The 18,067-nt window shown below is 27.8% G+C and carries 17 protein-coding genes; 4 read left to right on the forward strand and 13 right to left on the reverse strand.

Features of this window, described 5'->3' with window-relative positions; translation table 4 throughout:
• Position 1: 1 nt before the first annotated feature.
• Both AAHN02_RS04780 and AAHN02_RS04785 read left to right on the forward strand, forming a co-directional pair.
• Entirely contained in the window at positions 2-409 is a 408-nt protein-coding gene (locus tag AAHN02_RS04780; protein ID WP_342277285.1) for a hypothetical protein, read from the forward strand.
• 254 nt (positions 410-663) lie between these two features.
• Positions 664-1,173, forward strand: coding sequence for a hypothetical protein (locus AAHN02_RS04785; RefSeq protein ID WP_342277491.1), 510 nt, complete (start codon positions 664-666; stop codon positions 1,171-1,173).
• A gap of 287 nt (positions 1,174-1,460) precedes the next feature.
• Here AAHN02_RS04785 and AAHN02_RS04790 read toward each other — a convergent pair whose 3' ends face one another.
• Positions 1,461-2,312, reverse strand: a complete 852-nt coding sequence (locus tag AAHN02_RS04790) for a hypothetical protein (RefSeq protein ID WP_342277492.1) — start codon at positions 2,310-2,312, stop codon at positions 1,461-1,463.
• A gap of 701 nt (positions 2,313-3,013) precedes the next feature.
• Between AAHN02_RS04790 and AAHN02_RS04795 the strand changes: the two genes are divergently transcribed.
• Complete coding sequence (locus AAHN02_RS04795; protein WP_342277493.1) at positions 3,014-3,370, forward strand: hypothetical protein; 357 nt, start codon at positions 3,014-3,016, stop codon at positions 3,368-3,370.
• Positions 3,371-3,382: 12 nt separating this feature from the next.
• On the opposite strand, the gene AAHN02_RS04800 is transcribed toward AAHN02_RS04795, so the two are convergent.
• The 9 genes from AAHN02_RS04800 to AAHN02_RS04840 form a co-directional block, all read right to left on the reverse strand.
• Positions 3,383-4,327, reverse strand: a complete 945-nt coding sequence (locus AAHN02_RS04800; protein WP_342277494.1) for an IS30 family transposase — start codon at positions 4,325-4,327, stop codon at positions 3,383-3,385.
• A gap of 90 nt (positions 4,328-4,417) precedes the next feature.
• A complete protein-coding gene (locus AAHN02_RS04805; protein ID WP_342277495.1) occupies positions 4,418-4,729 on the reverse strand; it encodes a helix-turn-helix domain-containing protein in 312 nt (103 codons plus the stop codon).
• Between the two features lie 210 nt (positions 4,730-4,939).
• Entirely contained in the window at positions 4,940-5,644 is a 705-nt protein-coding gene (locus AAHN02_RS04810) for an IS30 family transposase (protein ID WP_342277496.1), read from the reverse strand.
• Between the two features lie 149 nt (positions 5,645-5,793).
• Entirely contained in the window at positions 5,794-7,170 is a 1,377-nt protein-coding gene (lpdA, locus tag AAHN02_RS04815) for a dihydrolipoyl dehydrogenase (RefSeq protein WP_342277497.1), read from the reverse strand.
• Between the two features lie 11 nt (positions 7,171-7,181).
• Positions 7,182-8,441 carry a dihydrolipoamide acetyltransferase family protein gene (locus AAHN02_RS04820; RefSeq protein ID WP_342277498.1) on the reverse strand — a complete coding sequence of 420 codons (1,260 nt, stop codon included), beginning with the start codon at positions 8,439-8,441 and terminating at the stop codon, positions 7,182-7,184.
• A 19-nt stretch (positions 8,442-8,460) separates the two neighbouring features.
• The gene (locus tag AAHN02_RS04825; RefSeq protein ID WP_342277499.1) at positions 8,461-9,462 is read right to left on the reverse strand and encodes an alpha-ketoacid dehydrogenase subunit beta; all 1,002 of its coding nucleotides are present in this window, start codon (positions 9,460-9,462) and stop codon (positions 8,461-8,463) included.
• Positions 9,462-10,550, reverse strand: coding sequence for a thiamine pyrophosphate-dependent enzyme (locus AAHN02_RS04830; protein WP_342277500.1), 1,089 nt, complete (start codon positions 10,548-10,550; stop codon positions 9,462-9,464). Before AAHN02_RS04830 ends, AAHN02_RS04825 begins: the two co-directional genes overlap by 1 nt.
• Positions 10,551-10,566: 16 nt before the next feature.
• Entirely contained in the window at positions 10,567-11,553 is a 987-nt protein-coding gene (locus AAHN02_RS04835) for a lipoate--protein ligase (protein ID WP_342277501.1), read from the reverse strand.
• A gap of 15 nt (positions 11,554-11,568) precedes the next feature.
• The gene (locus tag AAHN02_RS04840) at positions 11,569-12,981 is read right to left on the reverse strand and encodes an FAD-dependent oxidoreductase (protein ID WP_342277502.1); all 1,413 of its coding nucleotides are present in this window, start codon (positions 12,979-12,981) and stop codon (positions 11,569-11,571) included.
• Positions 12,982-13,373: 392 nt separating this feature from the next.
• On the opposite strand from AAHN02_RS04840, the gene AAHN02_RS04845 reads away from it, so the two are divergent.
• Positions 13,374-13,907 (forward strand): hypothetical protein, encoded by a 534-nt coding sequence (locus AAHN02_RS04845; RefSeq protein WP_342263244.1) that lies wholly within the window; start codon positions 13,374-13,376, stop codon positions 13,905-13,907.
• A 5-nt stretch (positions 13,908-13,912) separates the two neighbouring features.
• Here AAHN02_RS04845 and argS read toward each other — a convergent pair whose 3' ends face one another.
• From argS to AAHN02_RS04860, 3 genes are all read right to left on the reverse strand, one after another.
• The gene (argS, locus tag AAHN02_RS04850) at positions 13,913-15,580 is read right to left on the reverse strand and encodes an arginine--tRNA ligase (protein ID WP_342277503.1); all 1,668 of its coding nucleotides are present in this window, start codon (positions 15,578-15,580) and stop codon (positions 13,913-13,915) included.
• An 80-nt stretch (positions 15,581-15,660) separates the two neighbouring features.
• Complete coding sequence (gene lepA / locus AAHN02_RS04855) at positions 15,661-17,472, reverse strand: translation elongation factor 4 (protein WP_342277504.1); 1,812 nt, start codon at positions 17,470-17,472, stop codon at positions 15,661-15,663.
• A complete protein-coding gene (locus tag AAHN02_RS04860) occupies positions 17,459-18,052 on the reverse strand; it encodes a hypothetical protein (RefSeq protein WP_338968141.1) in 594 nt (197 codons plus the stop codon). Before AAHN02_RS04860 ends, lepA begins: the two co-directional genes overlap by 14 nt.
• Positions 18,053-18,067 lie beyond the last annotated feature (15 nt).

Genomic DNA, 18,067 nt, shown 5'->3' on the forward strand with positions numbered 1-18,067 from the left:
AATGAAGAAACTTTTAGGAAAATTATTTAAAAAAGATAATTCAAAAGAAAAAATGCCATTAAAATTAAGAATTAAAAATTCTTTTAAAAAGCAGTGGTTAAAAATAGTATTAAGTATCATTTTCATCTTTATAAGTTTATTAATTTGTGCATTAACAGTAATAGATACTAAATGAATAACTGGAACAAGTGACGAATTTAATGATTTTATGAATAAAGAAATGGTTGATTTTTTTGGTAAGTTCAATAGTGTTATTATGCTCGCCGGAATATTTGTTTTTTGATGAGGCGGAGCAATATATTTTGCAATTAAATTTGAAAAATTAATCCGCTTTACTATTCAAAAAATTAAAGAAAAAAAGCCTTGAAAAATGAAATCAAACAAACTAATTAATTCTTTTAAAAAATAATGATGGAGAATTTTGCCTTACATTTTTATGATTATTATCTTTTTCATTCCATTTTTAAAATTGGGAATTAATGATTTGAAATTATTATATGAAAAATTTGAAGCATTAATTTCACTTATGATACTAGGATATTTAGATATATGCATTACAATAGCGGTAATTATGAACTGTATCATTGAGTGACTTATTAAAAAATTAAAGCTAAAAGAATAATGAAAAATAAAATATTTTAAAAAGGAGTGATAAAAATGTTTATGAAAATATTTACCGTGCTAACTATTAGTTTCAATAACATTTTTACTATTCCACCAAATATTAACAATGAGAAAACGGCAGTGCAATTAGTTAGAAATAAAAGAAAAACTCAATATAAAACATATGACTTAAAATTTTCAGAAATAAATAACAGTTATTTACAATCATTGTATAAAAAAGGCAGCGACCCAGTATATATTAATATTGACTCAGTAAAAGAGCAATTACCTTTAGAAATAAAAAATTATGGAGAAAATACTAGAGGGTTTGCTGTCTTTACCAATGAACCAGTATTTAAAGAAATTAAAGAAATTTATAATTATAAAAAAGAAAACAGCACCCCAGAAGAAAGAGAATTTTTTGATAAAGATTTTCAAAAAACAAATATTGAATATTTTTATATTGCTAAAAAAATTAAAGATGTAAAAATAACAATACAAGAATATAGTTACCCCGGTTCAAACAAATTTCATATTAAAAAATTTCATACAAAAAAAGACAACAATTAATTCATTATTTAATTAATAAAAATATATAAAATGTTAAAATTACTGCCTAGAGAAAGATGGTTTTTAATTATGACAATACTCTTCTTAAACAACTTTTTCATTTTTTCTATTTTGACAAAATAAAAAAGCAGTATTTAAACTTAAATACTGCTTTAGTTAAAAATATTTTTAATCTTAATTTAAATTAGATAATTAACAAATATATTAAAATTAAAATTTGAAGTCGGGTTATTTATGCATAACACATATAAGAAATATTTTAATTTTTTAATTAATAATGTTAAATTTTATTCTATTCCTAGTCAATCGCCTTCAGTGTTGGTTATAATGACAAAACCATCATTTTCATTATCTAATATTTCAAAATAACCATTTATTTGTTCAAAATGAAGCAGCATTACTTTTACGAGAGTATTGAAATCTTCATTTGTGACACTTCCGCCTCAGCCAGAATGGTCATTTATAACAAATTTATTTTTAATAATTTTAGTAATGTTTGCTTGTGAATTTTTATTTTGTTTGATTTCATTTCATGTGTTTTTGTTAATTTTAATTTTTAATTTATCATGGGCGAGAAATTTATATCATTTTTCAATGTTGTCATAAATATTATGATGAATTGAAGCCGGCAACGCAATATCAGATGTTGCATGATGATGAAAAGCAAAATACATTCATGTTCCTGCAATTGCTAATCCTCCAATTACTAAAGATAATCCTAGAGTTTCCGGAGCTAAAGCGGCAGCAGTACTAGTTTCCCCGACTATAATTCCACCTTCAACTGCTGCTGTTGTTTCAGCAGCAGTAATTGTTTCTGCAATTTCTAATCCTTCTGCTGAACTTTCTGCTAAAAGAGGAGTCATTTCCATTACTTCTCCTGTTTCTGACAAAACACTAGCACGAGCAGAGGATAAACTATTTTTAATAAAATTAGCAGTGGTTGATAAGCCTTTTATTGGTGATATACCTGTCATTTTTGAAATTCCTATAATACCACCACCAGAAATTATTTCAGATGTAATAACCTCTGTACCAATTGTTTTTAATTTTTCTTTAAAAGTTTTTTTATCATTTTCAGATAATGTTTGATAATGATTATTTATTTCGTTTAATTTCTTTTGTTTTATTATTTTTGGCATAGCGTTGTATTTATTTACTATTTTATGGTTATTATTAATTAGATAAATTTTCAATATTTTTTAAACTTTTTTCTTCTGTTTTTTTATCTACAAAATGATATTCGTTATTTTTTAATTGTAGTAAATTTAAATCTAATATATCATTATCAATATTATATATTTCTAATTTATTTGTTTGTTTATTACTATATACATTTGCACTGTTACTACTATTTTTATTTGATTTTTTTATATTAGTTAGGGCGCATAAAGTTTTGTTAGGTGGGTAAAGATTTGAATAATTTTGAAAGAAAAGCAACTAAAAATTTATTACCTTTTTACTTGAAAAATAATTAATAAAACAAAATATTTAATATTAACAAACATATTCTTAATAAAAGGTTATAAAAACTAAGTAAAATGCTTATAAAAACAACATTAAAATAATTTTTTACAACAAAAATCATACATAAGAAATATATACTTAATTTGCATATTGAAATAATTTATAGTAAATGACTATTTTTTCTTTTTTAAAAAATACCTAAGAAAACTAAACGCGACCTTTATTATTTAAATATTTGACAGTTGTTTTAAATGATGTTAGTGTGTATTGATGTTATAAAAACTGTTTATAGTTATTTAATAAATTTACAAGTAACGATAATTATAATGAAATTAAATCAACAAAAACAATTAAACAGAAAGCGGGTTTATAAACAATGAAATATATCATCTCTGAAAACCAATTATCAGATTTAGAAGCGCGCTTACAATGCTGATTAAAGAGTTTTTACCGAGATAAAAACTATCATAAAACTAAAAAGCGAATTAACAGTTATTTAAACCTATGCAAGCAATTTTATACCGAAAAAAATACTTTAAAATCATTAATTAAAAAATACTTTCACAATATTGATATAACTTTTTATCGTTGAGCTAAAAAAATTATTAGTGGTTATTATGCAAATGATTTTGATAATTTAATAATTAAATCAACAAAACCGTTAAACCCCCATTATCAATTTAACATTGAGAGTCGCAAAAAAGTATGTGATTTATTTAATGCCAAATTGTAAAGTTAAGTGCAACTAAATTATTTTTCTAACCAAATATTCGATTGGCGAAAGATAATTTAGTATTTTTCTTGGTCTTTGGTTTAAAGACAATATAAATTTATGAACTGCATTTTTAGTAGTGTTTGAAAAATTAAATTTTTTAGGAAATTTTTCTCTAATTAAACCATTAGTATTTTCATTAGTACCTCTTTGTCAAGGCGAATATGCATCAGCAAAATAAATTTTCACATTTAAATTTTTTTCAAGTTGTTGTCAATTAGCAAATTCTTTACCCCTATCAAATGTTATAGTCTTAACAAGATTATTTGGAAGAATTGATAAATAATGACTAATATTTTTGTTAATAACTTTAGTAGTTCTATTTTCAACTAATATTGCTAAAGTAAATCTTGATGTTCTTTCAACTAAAGTTATTAAACATGATTTACTTTTACCTCGTGATGATACTACAGTATCACCTTCTCAACGGCCAAGAGTTATGCGATTATTAACATTTCGTTCTTTAATGGATTTACCATTAAATTTACCCCGATTTTCTTGAGATTTTCGTTTCTTACCTTTTCTTCTTAAATTTTTACTAGTAACCTTTTCAAGTAATCCAGAATAAATTCAATTGTAAATTGTTTTAAAACTAATAATTCATTCTTGATGAAAATTTTTAATTCTGCCATAAATTTGTTCAGGCGATCAACCTAATAATAATTTTTGTTGTACATATTTTACTAATTCTCTATTTTTAAATTTATGAAAATAACCATGTAATTGTTTTCTATTTTCTGCTTTATTTTGTGCAATTAATGAAAAATAATGATTATTATCTTTATTTCTATTAACTTCTCGATTAATAGTACTAATACTTCGATTAAGATTTTTAGCTATTTCACTAATTTTTACTTTAAATTTCAATTGATTCTCAATATAAATTCTTTCATCTATGCCAAGATGTTTGTATCCCATATAAAAACTCCTTAAATTTACTTTTTCTAAAATAAACTTAGCATCATGAAATTTTTATATGAAATCTTTTGCAATTTTATTTACTTGCACTTACAAGTATAATTCAGCTCTGCCATAAATTTGTTCAGGCGATCAACCTAATAATAATTTTTGTTGTACATATTTTACTAATTCTCTATTTTTAAATTTATGAAAATAAACATGTAATTGTTTTCTATTTTCTGCTTTATTTTGTGCAATTAATGAAAAATAATGATTATTATCTTTATTTCTATTAACTTCTCGATTAATAGTACTAATACTTCGATTAAGATTTTTAGCTATTTCACTAATTTTTACTTTAAATTTCAATTGATTCTCAATATAAATTCTTTCATCTATGCCAAGATGTTTGTATCCCATATAAAAACTCCTTAAATTTACTTTTTCTAAAATAAACTTAGCATCATGAAATTTTTATATGAAATCTTTTGCAATTTTATTTACTTGCACTTACAAGTATAATTCAGCTACTTTTATAACTTTCAAAGGAATCATTGAACAATAAAAGACACCCCATTCAATTTTCTAAACAAACTTTTAAAAACCTCTTGAAACTAACATATGTCTGTGCTATAGTACACATTCTTTACCCCTATCAAATGTTATAGTCTTAACAAGATTATTTGGAAGAATTGATAAATAATGACTAATATTTTTGTTAATAACTTTAGTAGTTCTATTTTCAACTAATATTGCTAAAGTAAATCTTGATGTTCTTTCAACTAAAGTTATTAAACATGATTTACTTTTACCTCATGATGATACTACAGTATCACCTTCTCAATGGCCAAGAGTTATGCGATTATTAACATTTCGTTCTTTAATGGATTTACCATTAAATTTACCCCGATTTTCTTGAGATTTTCGTTTCTTACCTTTTCTTCTTAAATTTTTACTAGTAACCTTTTCAAGTAATCCAGAATAAATTCAATTGTAAATTGTTTTAAAACTAATAATTCATTCTTGATGAAAATTTTTAATTCTGCCATAAATTTGTTCAGGCGATCAACCTAATAATAATTTTTGTTGTACATATTTTACTAATTCTCTATTTTTAAATTTATGAAAATAACCATGTAATTGTTTTCTATTTTCTGCTTTATTTTGTGCAATTAATGAAAAATAATGATTATTATCTTTATTTCTATTAACTTCTCGATTAATAGTACTAATACTTCGATTAAGATTTTTAGCTATTTCACTAATTTTTACTTTAAATTTCAATTGATTCTCAATATAAATTCTTTCATCTATGCCAAGATGTTTGTATCCCATATAAAAACTCCTTAAATTTACTTTTTCTAAAATAAACTTAGCATCATGAAATTTTTATATGAAATCTTTTGCAATTTTATTTACTTGCACTTACAAGTATAATTCAGCAAATTAAAAAAAGATAACACTGTTATCTTTTTTTAATTTAATTAACCATGAATTGGTTTATCAATAATTCCGTGCGCCGCTTCCATCACAACTTCTGATAAAGTTGGATGAGGATGAATTGTTTTTGCCAACTCATAAATTGTTCCTTCACTAACCATTGTTGTTGTCACTTCCGTAATCATATCCGTTGCTGTTCCCGAAATAATATGAGCCCCATAAATCTCACCAGTTTGTTTATTGGCTAAAATTTTAGCAAATCCCGTTATTTCACCATCAGCTAATGCTTTACCATTACCCGATAAAGGAAACTTAAAACTACTAAACGATAATTGTTTATCTTGACATTGTTGCTCTGTTAAACCAACACTAGCAATTTCTGGAAACGAATAAATACAACTCGCAATATAATCCATATCCATTTTACTATTCTTACCTAAAATATTTTCCACCGCAACAATTCCTTGTGCTGATGCCACATGAGCTAACATCTTATCAGCAGCGACATCACCAATAGCATAAATATTTTCCACATTAGTTTGACAACGGTCATTAATTTTAATATTTTTTCTAGGTCCTAATTCAAGATTTAATGCTTCTAACCCCTTAATTACAGGAACTCTACCAACAGAAATTAATATAAAATCACTAGTAAGTTGCTTTTCTTGTCCCGATTGCATAAACACTAATGTTTTATCTTTAATCGCTGTTATTTTAGCATTAAGTTCAAGCTTAACGCCCATTGATTTTAATACTTTTGTCATTTCTAAACTAATATCATTATCTAATAATTCTAAAATCTTATCCACTCCTTGAACAATGGTAACTTCTGTTCCTAAAGTACTAAATAAACAAGCAAACTCAATGCCAATAACACCGCCACCAATAATTGTTAATTTTTTAGGAATTTCTTTTAATGATAAAATTTGCCGACTAGTAATTAAAAAATTATTTTCTTTCGCTTCTTTAAAACCAGGTAAATCTAAAACTCGTGATACCGAACCAGTAGCAATAATTAAATTATTACCAGCATATCTTTTACCATTAACTTCCACAGTATTTTTATCAATAATCTTAGCTTCACCAAATACTTTTTCAACTTGGTTTTTTTTCAATAAATGTTCAACACCTTGGGTTAATTTTTTAACAACCCCAGATTTTCTAATTTGCATTTCATCTCAATTAGGTTTAATTGTTGTCGCATTAACATCAACACCATAACTTTTAGCATGCTTAAAATAATTTAAAACTTTAGCACTTTTTAATAATGCTTTTGTTGGAATACAACCAATATTTAAACAAACACCACCTCATCATTGTTTTTCAATAATAAGGGTTTTTAAACCAACTTGGGCTGCTTTAATGGCAGCCACATAGCCACCAGGACCACCGCCAATAATAATTATATCAAATTTATCCATTTATTTTCTCCTTAATATGAAATTAGCAATGAAGTTGGTGCTTCTAATAATTTCTTTAAATGCAACATAAATCTTCCAGCATCAGCACCATCAATTATACGATGGTCAATTGATATTGATAACGGTAATAAATCATTAACAACAATATTGCCACTGTCATCAACAACCGGTGTTTTTTTAATTGCCCCAATACCCAAAATCGCTGCTTCGGGATAATTAATAACTGGCGTTCCAAAATCTAAACCAACAGAACCATAATTAGTAATCGTAAAAGTTCCATCTTTCATTTCCGAAGGAATTAATTTCTTATTTCTAACTCTGGCAACTAAGTCATTGTAAACAACAGCTAAATTAAAAATATCTTGTTGATCAGCATCTTTAATAACAGGAACAATTAATCCCGCATCAGTATCAGCAGCAATGCCAATATTATAATAATTATGATAAACAATTTCTTCTGTTACTTCATCTAATCGGGCATTAATTATTGGAAATTCTTTTAAAGCCATCGTAACTGCCTTAATAAAAAATGGCATATAAGTTAATTTAAAATCAGGTTTAATAACTGTCGTTTTTAATTGTGCTCGTAATTGCACTAAAGCAGTAACATTTACTTGTGTCATTAAACTAGTATGCGGAATTGTAAATACTGAATTTTTCATTGCTTTAGAAATTGCTTTTCTGGTTGGTGTCATTTTTACCCGCTGTTCTGCTTGTGATGCTGGCTTTGAAGAAAAATCATCACCACGAGATTGCATTGGTGGAACAACCGCTAACGGTTTTTCTGTTACTAATTTTGATGATTTAGCTTCACTAGATAAAGAATGCCCACCGACTAAATCTTGTTTTAATACTCTGCCGTTAGGACCTGTCCCCTTAATAGTTGTAATATCAATCCCTAATTCACGAGCCATTCTTCGTGCTAATGGTGTTGCTAATACTTTCTTATTTGATTTTTCAGGATTAGTTTCCATCACATTTGATAAAACTTGTTTATTAATAATTTCTTCTGACTTATTAGATGAAGGAACATTATTACTAGGATTACTACTAGCAAAGCCATCACCGGCCTTAATAATATCGCCAATTGCAAAATTAATTTGACCAATTTTACCATCAAATTCAGCAACTATTGGTTGAGAAAGTTTATCTGCTTCTAACTCAAATAAATCTTGACCTTTTTTAATATCATCGCCAACCTTAACATAAATTTGTGTTATTTGACCTTCATTAATATCACCATCAAGACCTAAAAATTTAAATTCTATCATATCTCTACTCCTTTCTCACTTAAGCTAAATATGTCATCATTGTTTTTACTTTATCAATAATTCTTTTTTCAGTAATTTTAAATCAATGTTCACCTTGATATAAAGGAACAGTCACATCATAACCTGTTAATCTCGCTGGCGGACATTGTAAATATTCAAAACATTTTTCATTAATTGTCGTAATAATTTCTGAAGATACTGAAAAAGATTTAACTGCTTCATGCACTACTAATATTCTTCCTGTCTTTTTAACAGAAGCAACAACTGTTGCCTCATCTCACGGATGAATTGTCATTAAATCAATTAATTCAATTTTCATTCCTTCTTGTTGCAATTTAGCAACAGCAGCTTCACAATCATAAACTAACGGTCCATAAGTAACAATTGTTAAATCAGGATTATCACTCGCTTCTCATTTAGTAATTTGTTTTGCCTTACCAATTTCAATTGTATAATGCCCATCAGCAACTTCTTCTTTGGGCGTATAATAATTTCTTAACGGTTCTAAAAATATTACGGGATCATCACATTCCACTGCAGCTAACATTAATCCTTTAACATCACTAGGTTTAGCCGGAATAACAACTTTAAAACCAGGCACATGTGCAAACATTGCTTCAATCGCTTCAGAATGATGTTCCAAACCTTTTAAACCTCACAAATTAACTGGCATTCGGATAACCATTGGACAAGTAAATCTTCCTCTTGTACGATTACGAAACCGAGCTATATGGCAAAATAATTGTTGAAACGCCGGATAAGCAAACCCTTGAAACTGTAATTCTACAATCGGACGAAGTCCATTAAAAGCCATTCCAGCAGCAATTCCTACTAAACTAGCTTCAGCAATTGGCGCATCAAAACAACGATTTTCACCATGTTTCTTTTGTAAACCTCTCGTTGCCCGAAAAACGCCACCAACAAAACCAACATCTTCACCATAAGTAACTATTGTCTTATCGCGTTCCATTGCAATGTCTAATGCATTAGTTAATGCTTGAATATTACTATATAGTGCCATTAGTTATTACCTTCCTTTGCAAAATATGCTTGTGCTTCTGCTAATTGTTCTTCTAATTGCGGCGTCATTTTTGCATATGTATATTGAAAAATATCTGCCAATTTTGTATCTTTTTTATTCATTGCACTATTAATTTCATTACGAATTAATACTTCATTTTCAACATCTAATTGTTTTTGTTTGGTTTCATCTCATTTTTTATTAGCAATTAAATAATTTCTTAACCGGTCAAGCGGATCTTTTTTTAATCATTCAGCTTCTAATTGCGGATCATAATAATCTTTTTTAATATCCGATGCTGAATGAGCAAAACGCCGATAAGTAATTGCTTCAATAAAGGTTGGCCCTTCACCAGCTTTTGCACAAGCAATTGCTTTTTCAACCATTGCATAAACTGCAAAAAAATCATTGCCATCAACTTGCGTACTAGCAATCCCAACACCCACACCTCTAATTGCTAAAGATGCCGTTGCTGATGCTTTTTTTCGCGGCGTGGTTAATGACCACTGATTATTTTCCACCATAAAAATTACGGGTAATTTATGAATCGCAGCAAAGTTCATTGCTTCATAAACTTCACCTTCACTCGTTCCCCCATCACCAATCGTAGTAATAACAATACCATCACTTTGTTTAAACTTTTCAGCAAACGCAATTCCGGTTGCATGGGAATATTGAGTCCCAATCGGAATATTAACTGGTAAGACATTAATATCTTCGGGAACTTTACTTCCTGCTTCATTTCCTAATCAATACAAGTAAATATTTTCAATCGGAAAACCAGCTGTAATTCAAGCAGCATTATTACGATATGCCGGAACTAATCAATCAATTCCTTTTCGTAAATGAATCGCATACCCCACTTCGGTTGCTTCTTGTCCTGCTGATGCTAAAAAATTAAGATTTTTACCACCCTCACTAATTTCAGTTTGAATTTCTTCTTGTTTTCTTGATAAACACATAAAACGATACGCTTTTAGTAATAATTCATCACTAATTTTTGGCATCAAATCAGGCTTAACAATTTCACTTTTTTCATTCATAATTTGAAATACTTCAAACTTCAAATCACTATAATCATTAAACATTTAAATAATTCCTTTCTTAAATTATTAAATCAATAATTTCCGAAGCAATAAAATTAACTCCAAAAATTTCTTCAATATTTATATTTTGCAATTGCCCAGCAATATGCTCATAATCATACTTACAACCAACTAACTGTTGTTCAATAATCTCAGTACCATAATAACCCATAAAATCACCAGAAATTTTAATATCAGTAATAATACCAGCATTAACATTTAAACCAACAATAACAGTTCCTTTATGCTCATAAAGTTTCTTATTTTGAATTTGAAATTTAGGAGCAATACCATAATTCCATTCTCACGATGCATACTTCGCTATTGCTAATTTATTAATTTCCTCCAATTGTTCAGAAGATAAAATAACCTTTTTATTTTCTCCTTTTAATAACTCAGTAATAATCAAAGCTTTAAATTCCATAATCGTAATTTTATCTTTTAATAGCGGTAAAATATTAGTAACCCGTGCTTGCACAGACTTAATCGCCTTAGACTGCATCTTTAATGGATCAACATTAAGGTATGCCCCTAACTTTAACAAATCCAGATTAAAAAGAACTGTTCCATGATGTAATATTTTATTACTATTTGCATACTGAGCATTACCAGAAATCTTTTTACCAGCAATTAAAATATCATTTTTACCAGAAAATTCAGCATATATTCCTAATTTTTGCAAAACACTAATTATTGGTTGCAAAAAATGATAATAGTTATTAACAACATTTGAACTTCGTTTTTTTATAAAAGAAAAATTTAAATTCCCTTCATCATGATACACAGTACCACCACCAGATAATCGGCGAACTACTTTGACATTATCCGCTTTTACTTGCTTAACATTAATTTCTTCATACGCATTTTGATTACGACCAATAACAATTGTATTATCATTTTGTCAAAGTAATAAAATATCATCATCATTCGGATAATTTTTCATTAAATATTCTTCAAGAGCTAAATTAAAATAAGGATTTTTACTATTATTTTCAATATAAATCATAACTAAAATTTATTCTTAATTATTATTATTTTCATCAACTGATTGATGAAAATAATCCATCCCTAATGCTTTTAAACCTGCTAAAGTTACAAAATTATATGGTTTATTAAAATGCGGTAAAAAGAAAATATCTACTAACGGTAACTCATCAATCGTTAAACCTTTCATAATTGCCAAAGAAAACATATAAATAACTTCCGTATGATTTGCTTTTGAAGCAATTTGTGCCCCAATAATTTTTCTAGATGCTTTTTCTCAAACAATTTTAATTTTTACCTTAACATGCGGTTCTAAAAACTCAGGACGATCATTATCTTCAAAAAATACTGTATCAACATCCATCTGACTCATTTTTGCTACTGTTTCGCTAACACCAACACCCGCCATTTTTCAGCCAAATACTGAAATCGCATTCGCAGCTTGAAATCCCGGACTTGTTAATGAATTATCCCTAACGATATTAAAAGCAGTCACTAAACCCGTTCGTACCGCAGTTGTTGCTAATGCAATATTAGCATTTTCTTTTGTAGCATTATTATGAACCGCAACGCAATCACCAATGGCATAAATATCAGGGTCACTAGTTTGAAAATAACTATTAGTTTTAATCGCTCCCCTTGCTCCTAATTCAACAACATCTTTTAAAATCTTTGTTTCGGTATTAAAACCTACGGCTCAAAGTACCATATCAACAGCATATTCATTTTTATCAGTAATTACTTTAGTAACAATACCATTTTCTTTAATAAACTCTTTAACAACTTCATCTGTACGAATAATAACACCTGCTTTTTCCATACTTTGTTGAACAGGTGTTGTAAACTCTTCATCATAATATCGTGGCATAATCCGATCTTCAATATCAATTAAAGTTACCTTTTTATTATTATGACTAAAAGCTTCAACTAATTCAATCCCAATATATCCAGCACCAACAACAACAACATTTTTAATTGCTGAATTATCAATTATTGCTTTAATTTGTTTTGCATGTTGAAATAATTTAACAATATTAACACCCGCACTAACTGTACCATCATCATTTTTAAGTCCCGGAATTGAAGGAATAATTGGTCAAGTACCAACACCAATAACTAACTTATCATAAGTGTCAAAAAACTCTTCATTTGTTTCTAAGTTTTTGATTAAAACTTTCTTTTCTTTATTATTAACAGCCAAAAGTTCATGTTTCATATGAACTTCAATACCTTCTGATTGTAACAATTCTGGCGTTGCATAAAATAGGCCATCAGGTTTACTAATTTCACCACCAACTCATAAAGCAATTCCACACCCTAAAAAAGAAATATTGTCATTACGATCGTATGCTACAATTTTAATATCCTTTTTATCTTGTTTACTTAAATGACTTAAGGTTCTAACTAAGGTAGTCCCTGAATGGTTAATACCAATAGCAATAACTTTCATCGTCTTTTGACTCCTTCTATAATTTTATTTGTTTCTAAGTTTCTAGTTATTTTTCATGATAATTATTAAAATAAGAAAAAACTCAATTTACACAGTAATTATACACCAATTTTTGACTATTATTCAATTATTACCACAGAATAAATAAAATTTTCAAATAATGATTAAAAATTTCATTCAATATCTTAATTATCTTAAAAATAAAAACTAGAAAGATTAATTCTAGTTCTAAACTACTTATTTTAATTGCTATCATCTTACATTAATTTATAAAATTATTTGTTTAATCATTAATTCACACTCCTTTTATTATTTCAATAGAAAAATTTATAAATTATAATTTATAAATTAAAGAGTATAATTTATTTATTATTAATTTTAAAGGAGAAACTATGCGTATTATTCCCTATGAACTTATTTGCTATGCTAACAATATGAGTCTATCAGCTTTAAGAAAAGAAATTTCAATGTATGATTATTGTCTTAATAAAAATAAAACCAATATCGCAATGAATCCTTTTTTAAAATTAAAACGACCTTATTTTAATCTTGTAATTTATACTTGAATAACTGAAATGAACAAAAGAAATTTATATGTGGGAACATTGGCCCAATATTATGCTAAAAACAATCCTCCAAGTTTAATAATAGACACCAATATTTTTCTCATTATTGAATGTTGTTTACAATGAGATTTAAAACAATTTAATTGTTATGAAGAAAACCTTTCATGATTTGCTGTTATTAATAAATTTCTGACTAAACAAAACATTTCTCTCACTAAATGAAATTTAACAACTTATAATGAAATAAAACAATGATACGAAAAAAAATTTATGCGAAAAAATAATCGTGGGAAAATGAAACCTTATAAGTTAAATATGACAATAGTAATTAATTTCTTAAAAGCAACACTAACTGAATAAGCAAATTACATTTGATCCTTAAAATCAACAGCAATTAAGTTTAAAGCATTTTTAAAGACATACTGTGTGCTAATAATTAAATGCAATCTTTGTTCTGATAAAGTAATATTAGTTTCATCCAAAATTTTACATTCTGAATAATATGAATGAAATCCCCGTGCTAATTCCTGAATATAATCACAAATAATATTCGATTGACAAAATTTAGCAGCACTTTGTACTACTTTACTAAAATAATCTAATACTTTAATTAGCTCTCGCTCCTTGGGATGTGTTAATAAATGATAACTAGCAATTGTCTTTGTTAAATCAATATTATGAGGCACATTTCGTAAAATACTCGCACAACGCGCTGTAGCATATTGAAAGTAATAAACCGGATTATTATTACTTTGAGATGTTAAAAGACTCAAATCTAAATCCATATGACTAGAAGATGCTTTTGAACATAACATATAACGAACAACATCAATACCTAATTCCATAACTAAATCAATTAATCATACGGCTGTCCCTTTTCTTTTTGACATTTTATATTCTTGACCATCTTTAATTAATCGCACCATTTGAATAATAACAATTTTTAAAATATTAGCATCATAACCTAAAATTTGTAAACCCGCCTGCATTCGTGTTAAATAACTATGATGATCTGCACCTCAAAAATTAACTAAATAATTAGCTTTTGCTCGTTTAATTCGTAAATTATGACAAGCTAAATCCGGTAAAATATAAGCATACGATTTATCTTGTTTAACAAGAACTCGGTCCTTATCATCACCATAATCTGTTGTTTTTAACCACAAAGCACCATCTTTTTCAAAAACTTTATTAGTTGCTTGCAATTCCTTTACTAACTTATCAATTTCTTTTGTTGTATACATTTCTAACTCACTCGACCAATAATCAATATTAATCCGAAAATCCTTTAATTGCGTTTTAATTAATTGTAAAAAGAAAGCAACTGACTCTTGTTTAAATATTGCTAATACTTGTTCATCATCAATGACACCATTAACAATTCGTATGGCAATAAATTTATCTTGATATTTATTCACAAAATTAGTTGCTAATATTTCTTGATAAACACCCTGATATGATTGTTCTGGTATTTCAACATTAACCCCTAATTTTTGTAAATAATACGAAAAAATTGTATTTGCTAACACATTAATCTGATTACCAGCATCATTAAGATAATATTCTGTTTCAACAATATTTCCTGCAAATTTTAAAATTCTTGCAACCGCATCACCAATAGCACCATTACGAGCATGCCCAATATGTAAAATTCCTGTTGGATTAGCAGAAACAATTTCTAAATTATATTTAATATTAGTCGCTTCTCCACTACCAAACTTAGTTTTTAATTTTAAAATTTCCGTAATAACAGCACTAAGTCCATTTTGATTAACTGTTAAATTAATGAACCCAGGAAAAACAAAATCTATTTTAGTAAAAAAATCATTTGACTTAATAATAGCAATAATCTTTTTAGCAATGACTTCCGGTTTTTGCTTTAAAATTGGTGCTAACACCATCGCAATATTAGTAGCATAATCACCATATGCAATATTACGAGTTTTCTCAATAACAATATCATCAACAAAAGGAGTAATATTATTTACTGCCTCTTTAATTATTTTTTGAATTTGATTTAAAATTAACGACATTAATATTTCTCCTTTTTCGTTTCATAATTTTATTATTAACAATAAAATAACCGATTAATTAAAATTTCAATATAATATGCTTATTTATCATCAATAGATAAAACTGCCATAAAAGCTTCTTGTGGTAATTCAACATTTCCAAAAGCCTTCATCCGCTTTTTACCCTTCTTTTGTTTTTCTAATAACTTTTTCTTACGATTAATATCGCCACCATAACACTTAGCAGTAACATTTTTCCTTAACGCCTTAATAGTTTCTCGCGCAATGATTTTATTACCAATGGAAGCTTGTACAGGAATTTCAAAGTTTTGTTGCGGAATAATATCTTTTAATTTAGCACATAAATTTCTTCCACGAGCATACGCAAAATCTTTATGCACAATCATTGATAAAGCATCAACAACCGCACCATTTATTAAAATATCCATCTTTACTAATTTACTTGGTCGATAACCTAATAATTCGTAATCTAATGAAGCATAGCCCTTAGACACAGATTTTAAACGATCAAAAAAATCAAAAATAATCTCATTTAACGGCATTTCATAAGTCAAAATCCTTCTTGTATCATCAACATAAACAAGATTTTGATAAATACCGCGTTTTTGCTGACATAACTCCATTAAACCACCTAAATAAGTTTCAGGAGTCATCATCGTTACTTTAACAAAAGGCTCATTAATACTACGAATTTTTTGCACTTCCGGTAATTTACTCGGATTATCCACAGTAATAATTTGTTGATCAGTTAAATGCACTTCATAAATAACACTTGGCGCCGTAGCAATTAAATCTAAATTATATTCTCTCTCAAGTCGTTCTTGGATAACATCCATATGTAATAAACCTAAAAACCCACAACGAAACCCAAATCCTAATGCTTGTGAATTTTCTGGTTCATATACCAAAGCAGCATCTGATAATTGCAATTTTGATAATGCATCTTTTAAATCTTCATAACGCGAACTATCAACAGAATATAATCCACAATAAACCATTGAATTAATTTTTCGATAACCTGATAATGGCACTAATGTTGGAAAATCAGCATGTGTCATTGTATCTCCTACTTGAACATCTTTAATATTCTTAATAGCCGCCGCTACTCAACCAACCTGACCAGCATAGATTGCATCCTGCTGAACTTCCAACGGTGTCTTAATACCAACACTAATAACTTCATATTCACCCCCTGTTGCCATAAAACGAATCTTATCATTAATCTTAACAGTTCCTTGAAAAACACGAATAAAAATCATTACACCACGATATTGATCATAATAAGAATCAAAAATCAATGCCTGCAAAGGAGCATCATATTGGGATTTTATTGGAGCAGGAATATCTCTAACAATAGTTTCTAACACTTCATCAACATTTAAACCAGTCTTGGCAGAAATTAACGGAATATGCGAATACGCAATTCCTGTCAATTCTCTAATTTGTTGTTTAATTCTTTCGGGGTCCGCATTAGGCAAATCAACTTTATTAATAACAGGAATAATTGTTAAATCATTATCAATCGCTAAATAAACATTAGCTAATGTCTGCGCTTGAATCCCTTGCGTAGCATCAACTACTAATAATGCTCCCTCACAAGCCGCTAAACTACGCGAAACTTCATAAGTAAAATCTACATGTCCCGGCGTATCAATTAAATTAAAACAATATTGTTGATGATCCTTAGCAACATACTGCAACTGCACAGCATTTAACTTAATAGTAATTCCTCTTTCTCGCTCTAAATCCATTGAATCTAATAATTGATCTTTTAATTCTCTTTTACTAACCGTACCCGTTAATTCTAAAAGCCGATCCGCCAAAGTAGACTTACCATGATCAATATGAGCAATAATACTAAAATTACGAATTAAATTTTTATTTGTTGCCATTATTTTTAATTTCCTTACTTTGTTCTAAATTACTATTTTCTAACGCTGTCGCTCGTAAATAATCAAAATCATTATCACTTCAAAGATGACCATAACTGACACTATTAATTCTAATTAAAAACCAAGTAATAAACAAGGAAAAAATATATGTTGATATCGCTTGCACAGCATCATTAATTAATGCTGTAATCGCATAACTATAATCAAAATTAGAAATAAAGTAAGTATATGGTGGATAAATAATTAAAACTGGTAAAACCGCAAAAAAATGACTGATAATAAAATGAAAATATGGTTCTAATATCCGAATAATAACAAACATTAAAATCCTAACAACAATCGTAATGGGAACAAAAACAAAATATCCCCCCATAATATCAGCAAATGCCATCGCAATCGGATTAGCAAATAAAATCATTGGCCCAGAAATAAAGGTAATTAAAGGTAAAGCAATAATATCAGCTAATTGCAAATAACCAACGCCAATTTTAATAAAACTAGAAGCATAACCACAAACCATTAAAAGACCTGTGATTACACCTGTTGTTGCTAAATATTTCAATGAACGAAAACGATACATTTTTCTTTCAAATCC

This window comes from Spiroplasma endosymbiont of Nephrotoma flavescens (assembly GCF_964030835.1).
GTDB lineage: Bacteria > Bacillota_I > Bacilli_A > Mycoplasmatales > Nriv7 > Nriv7.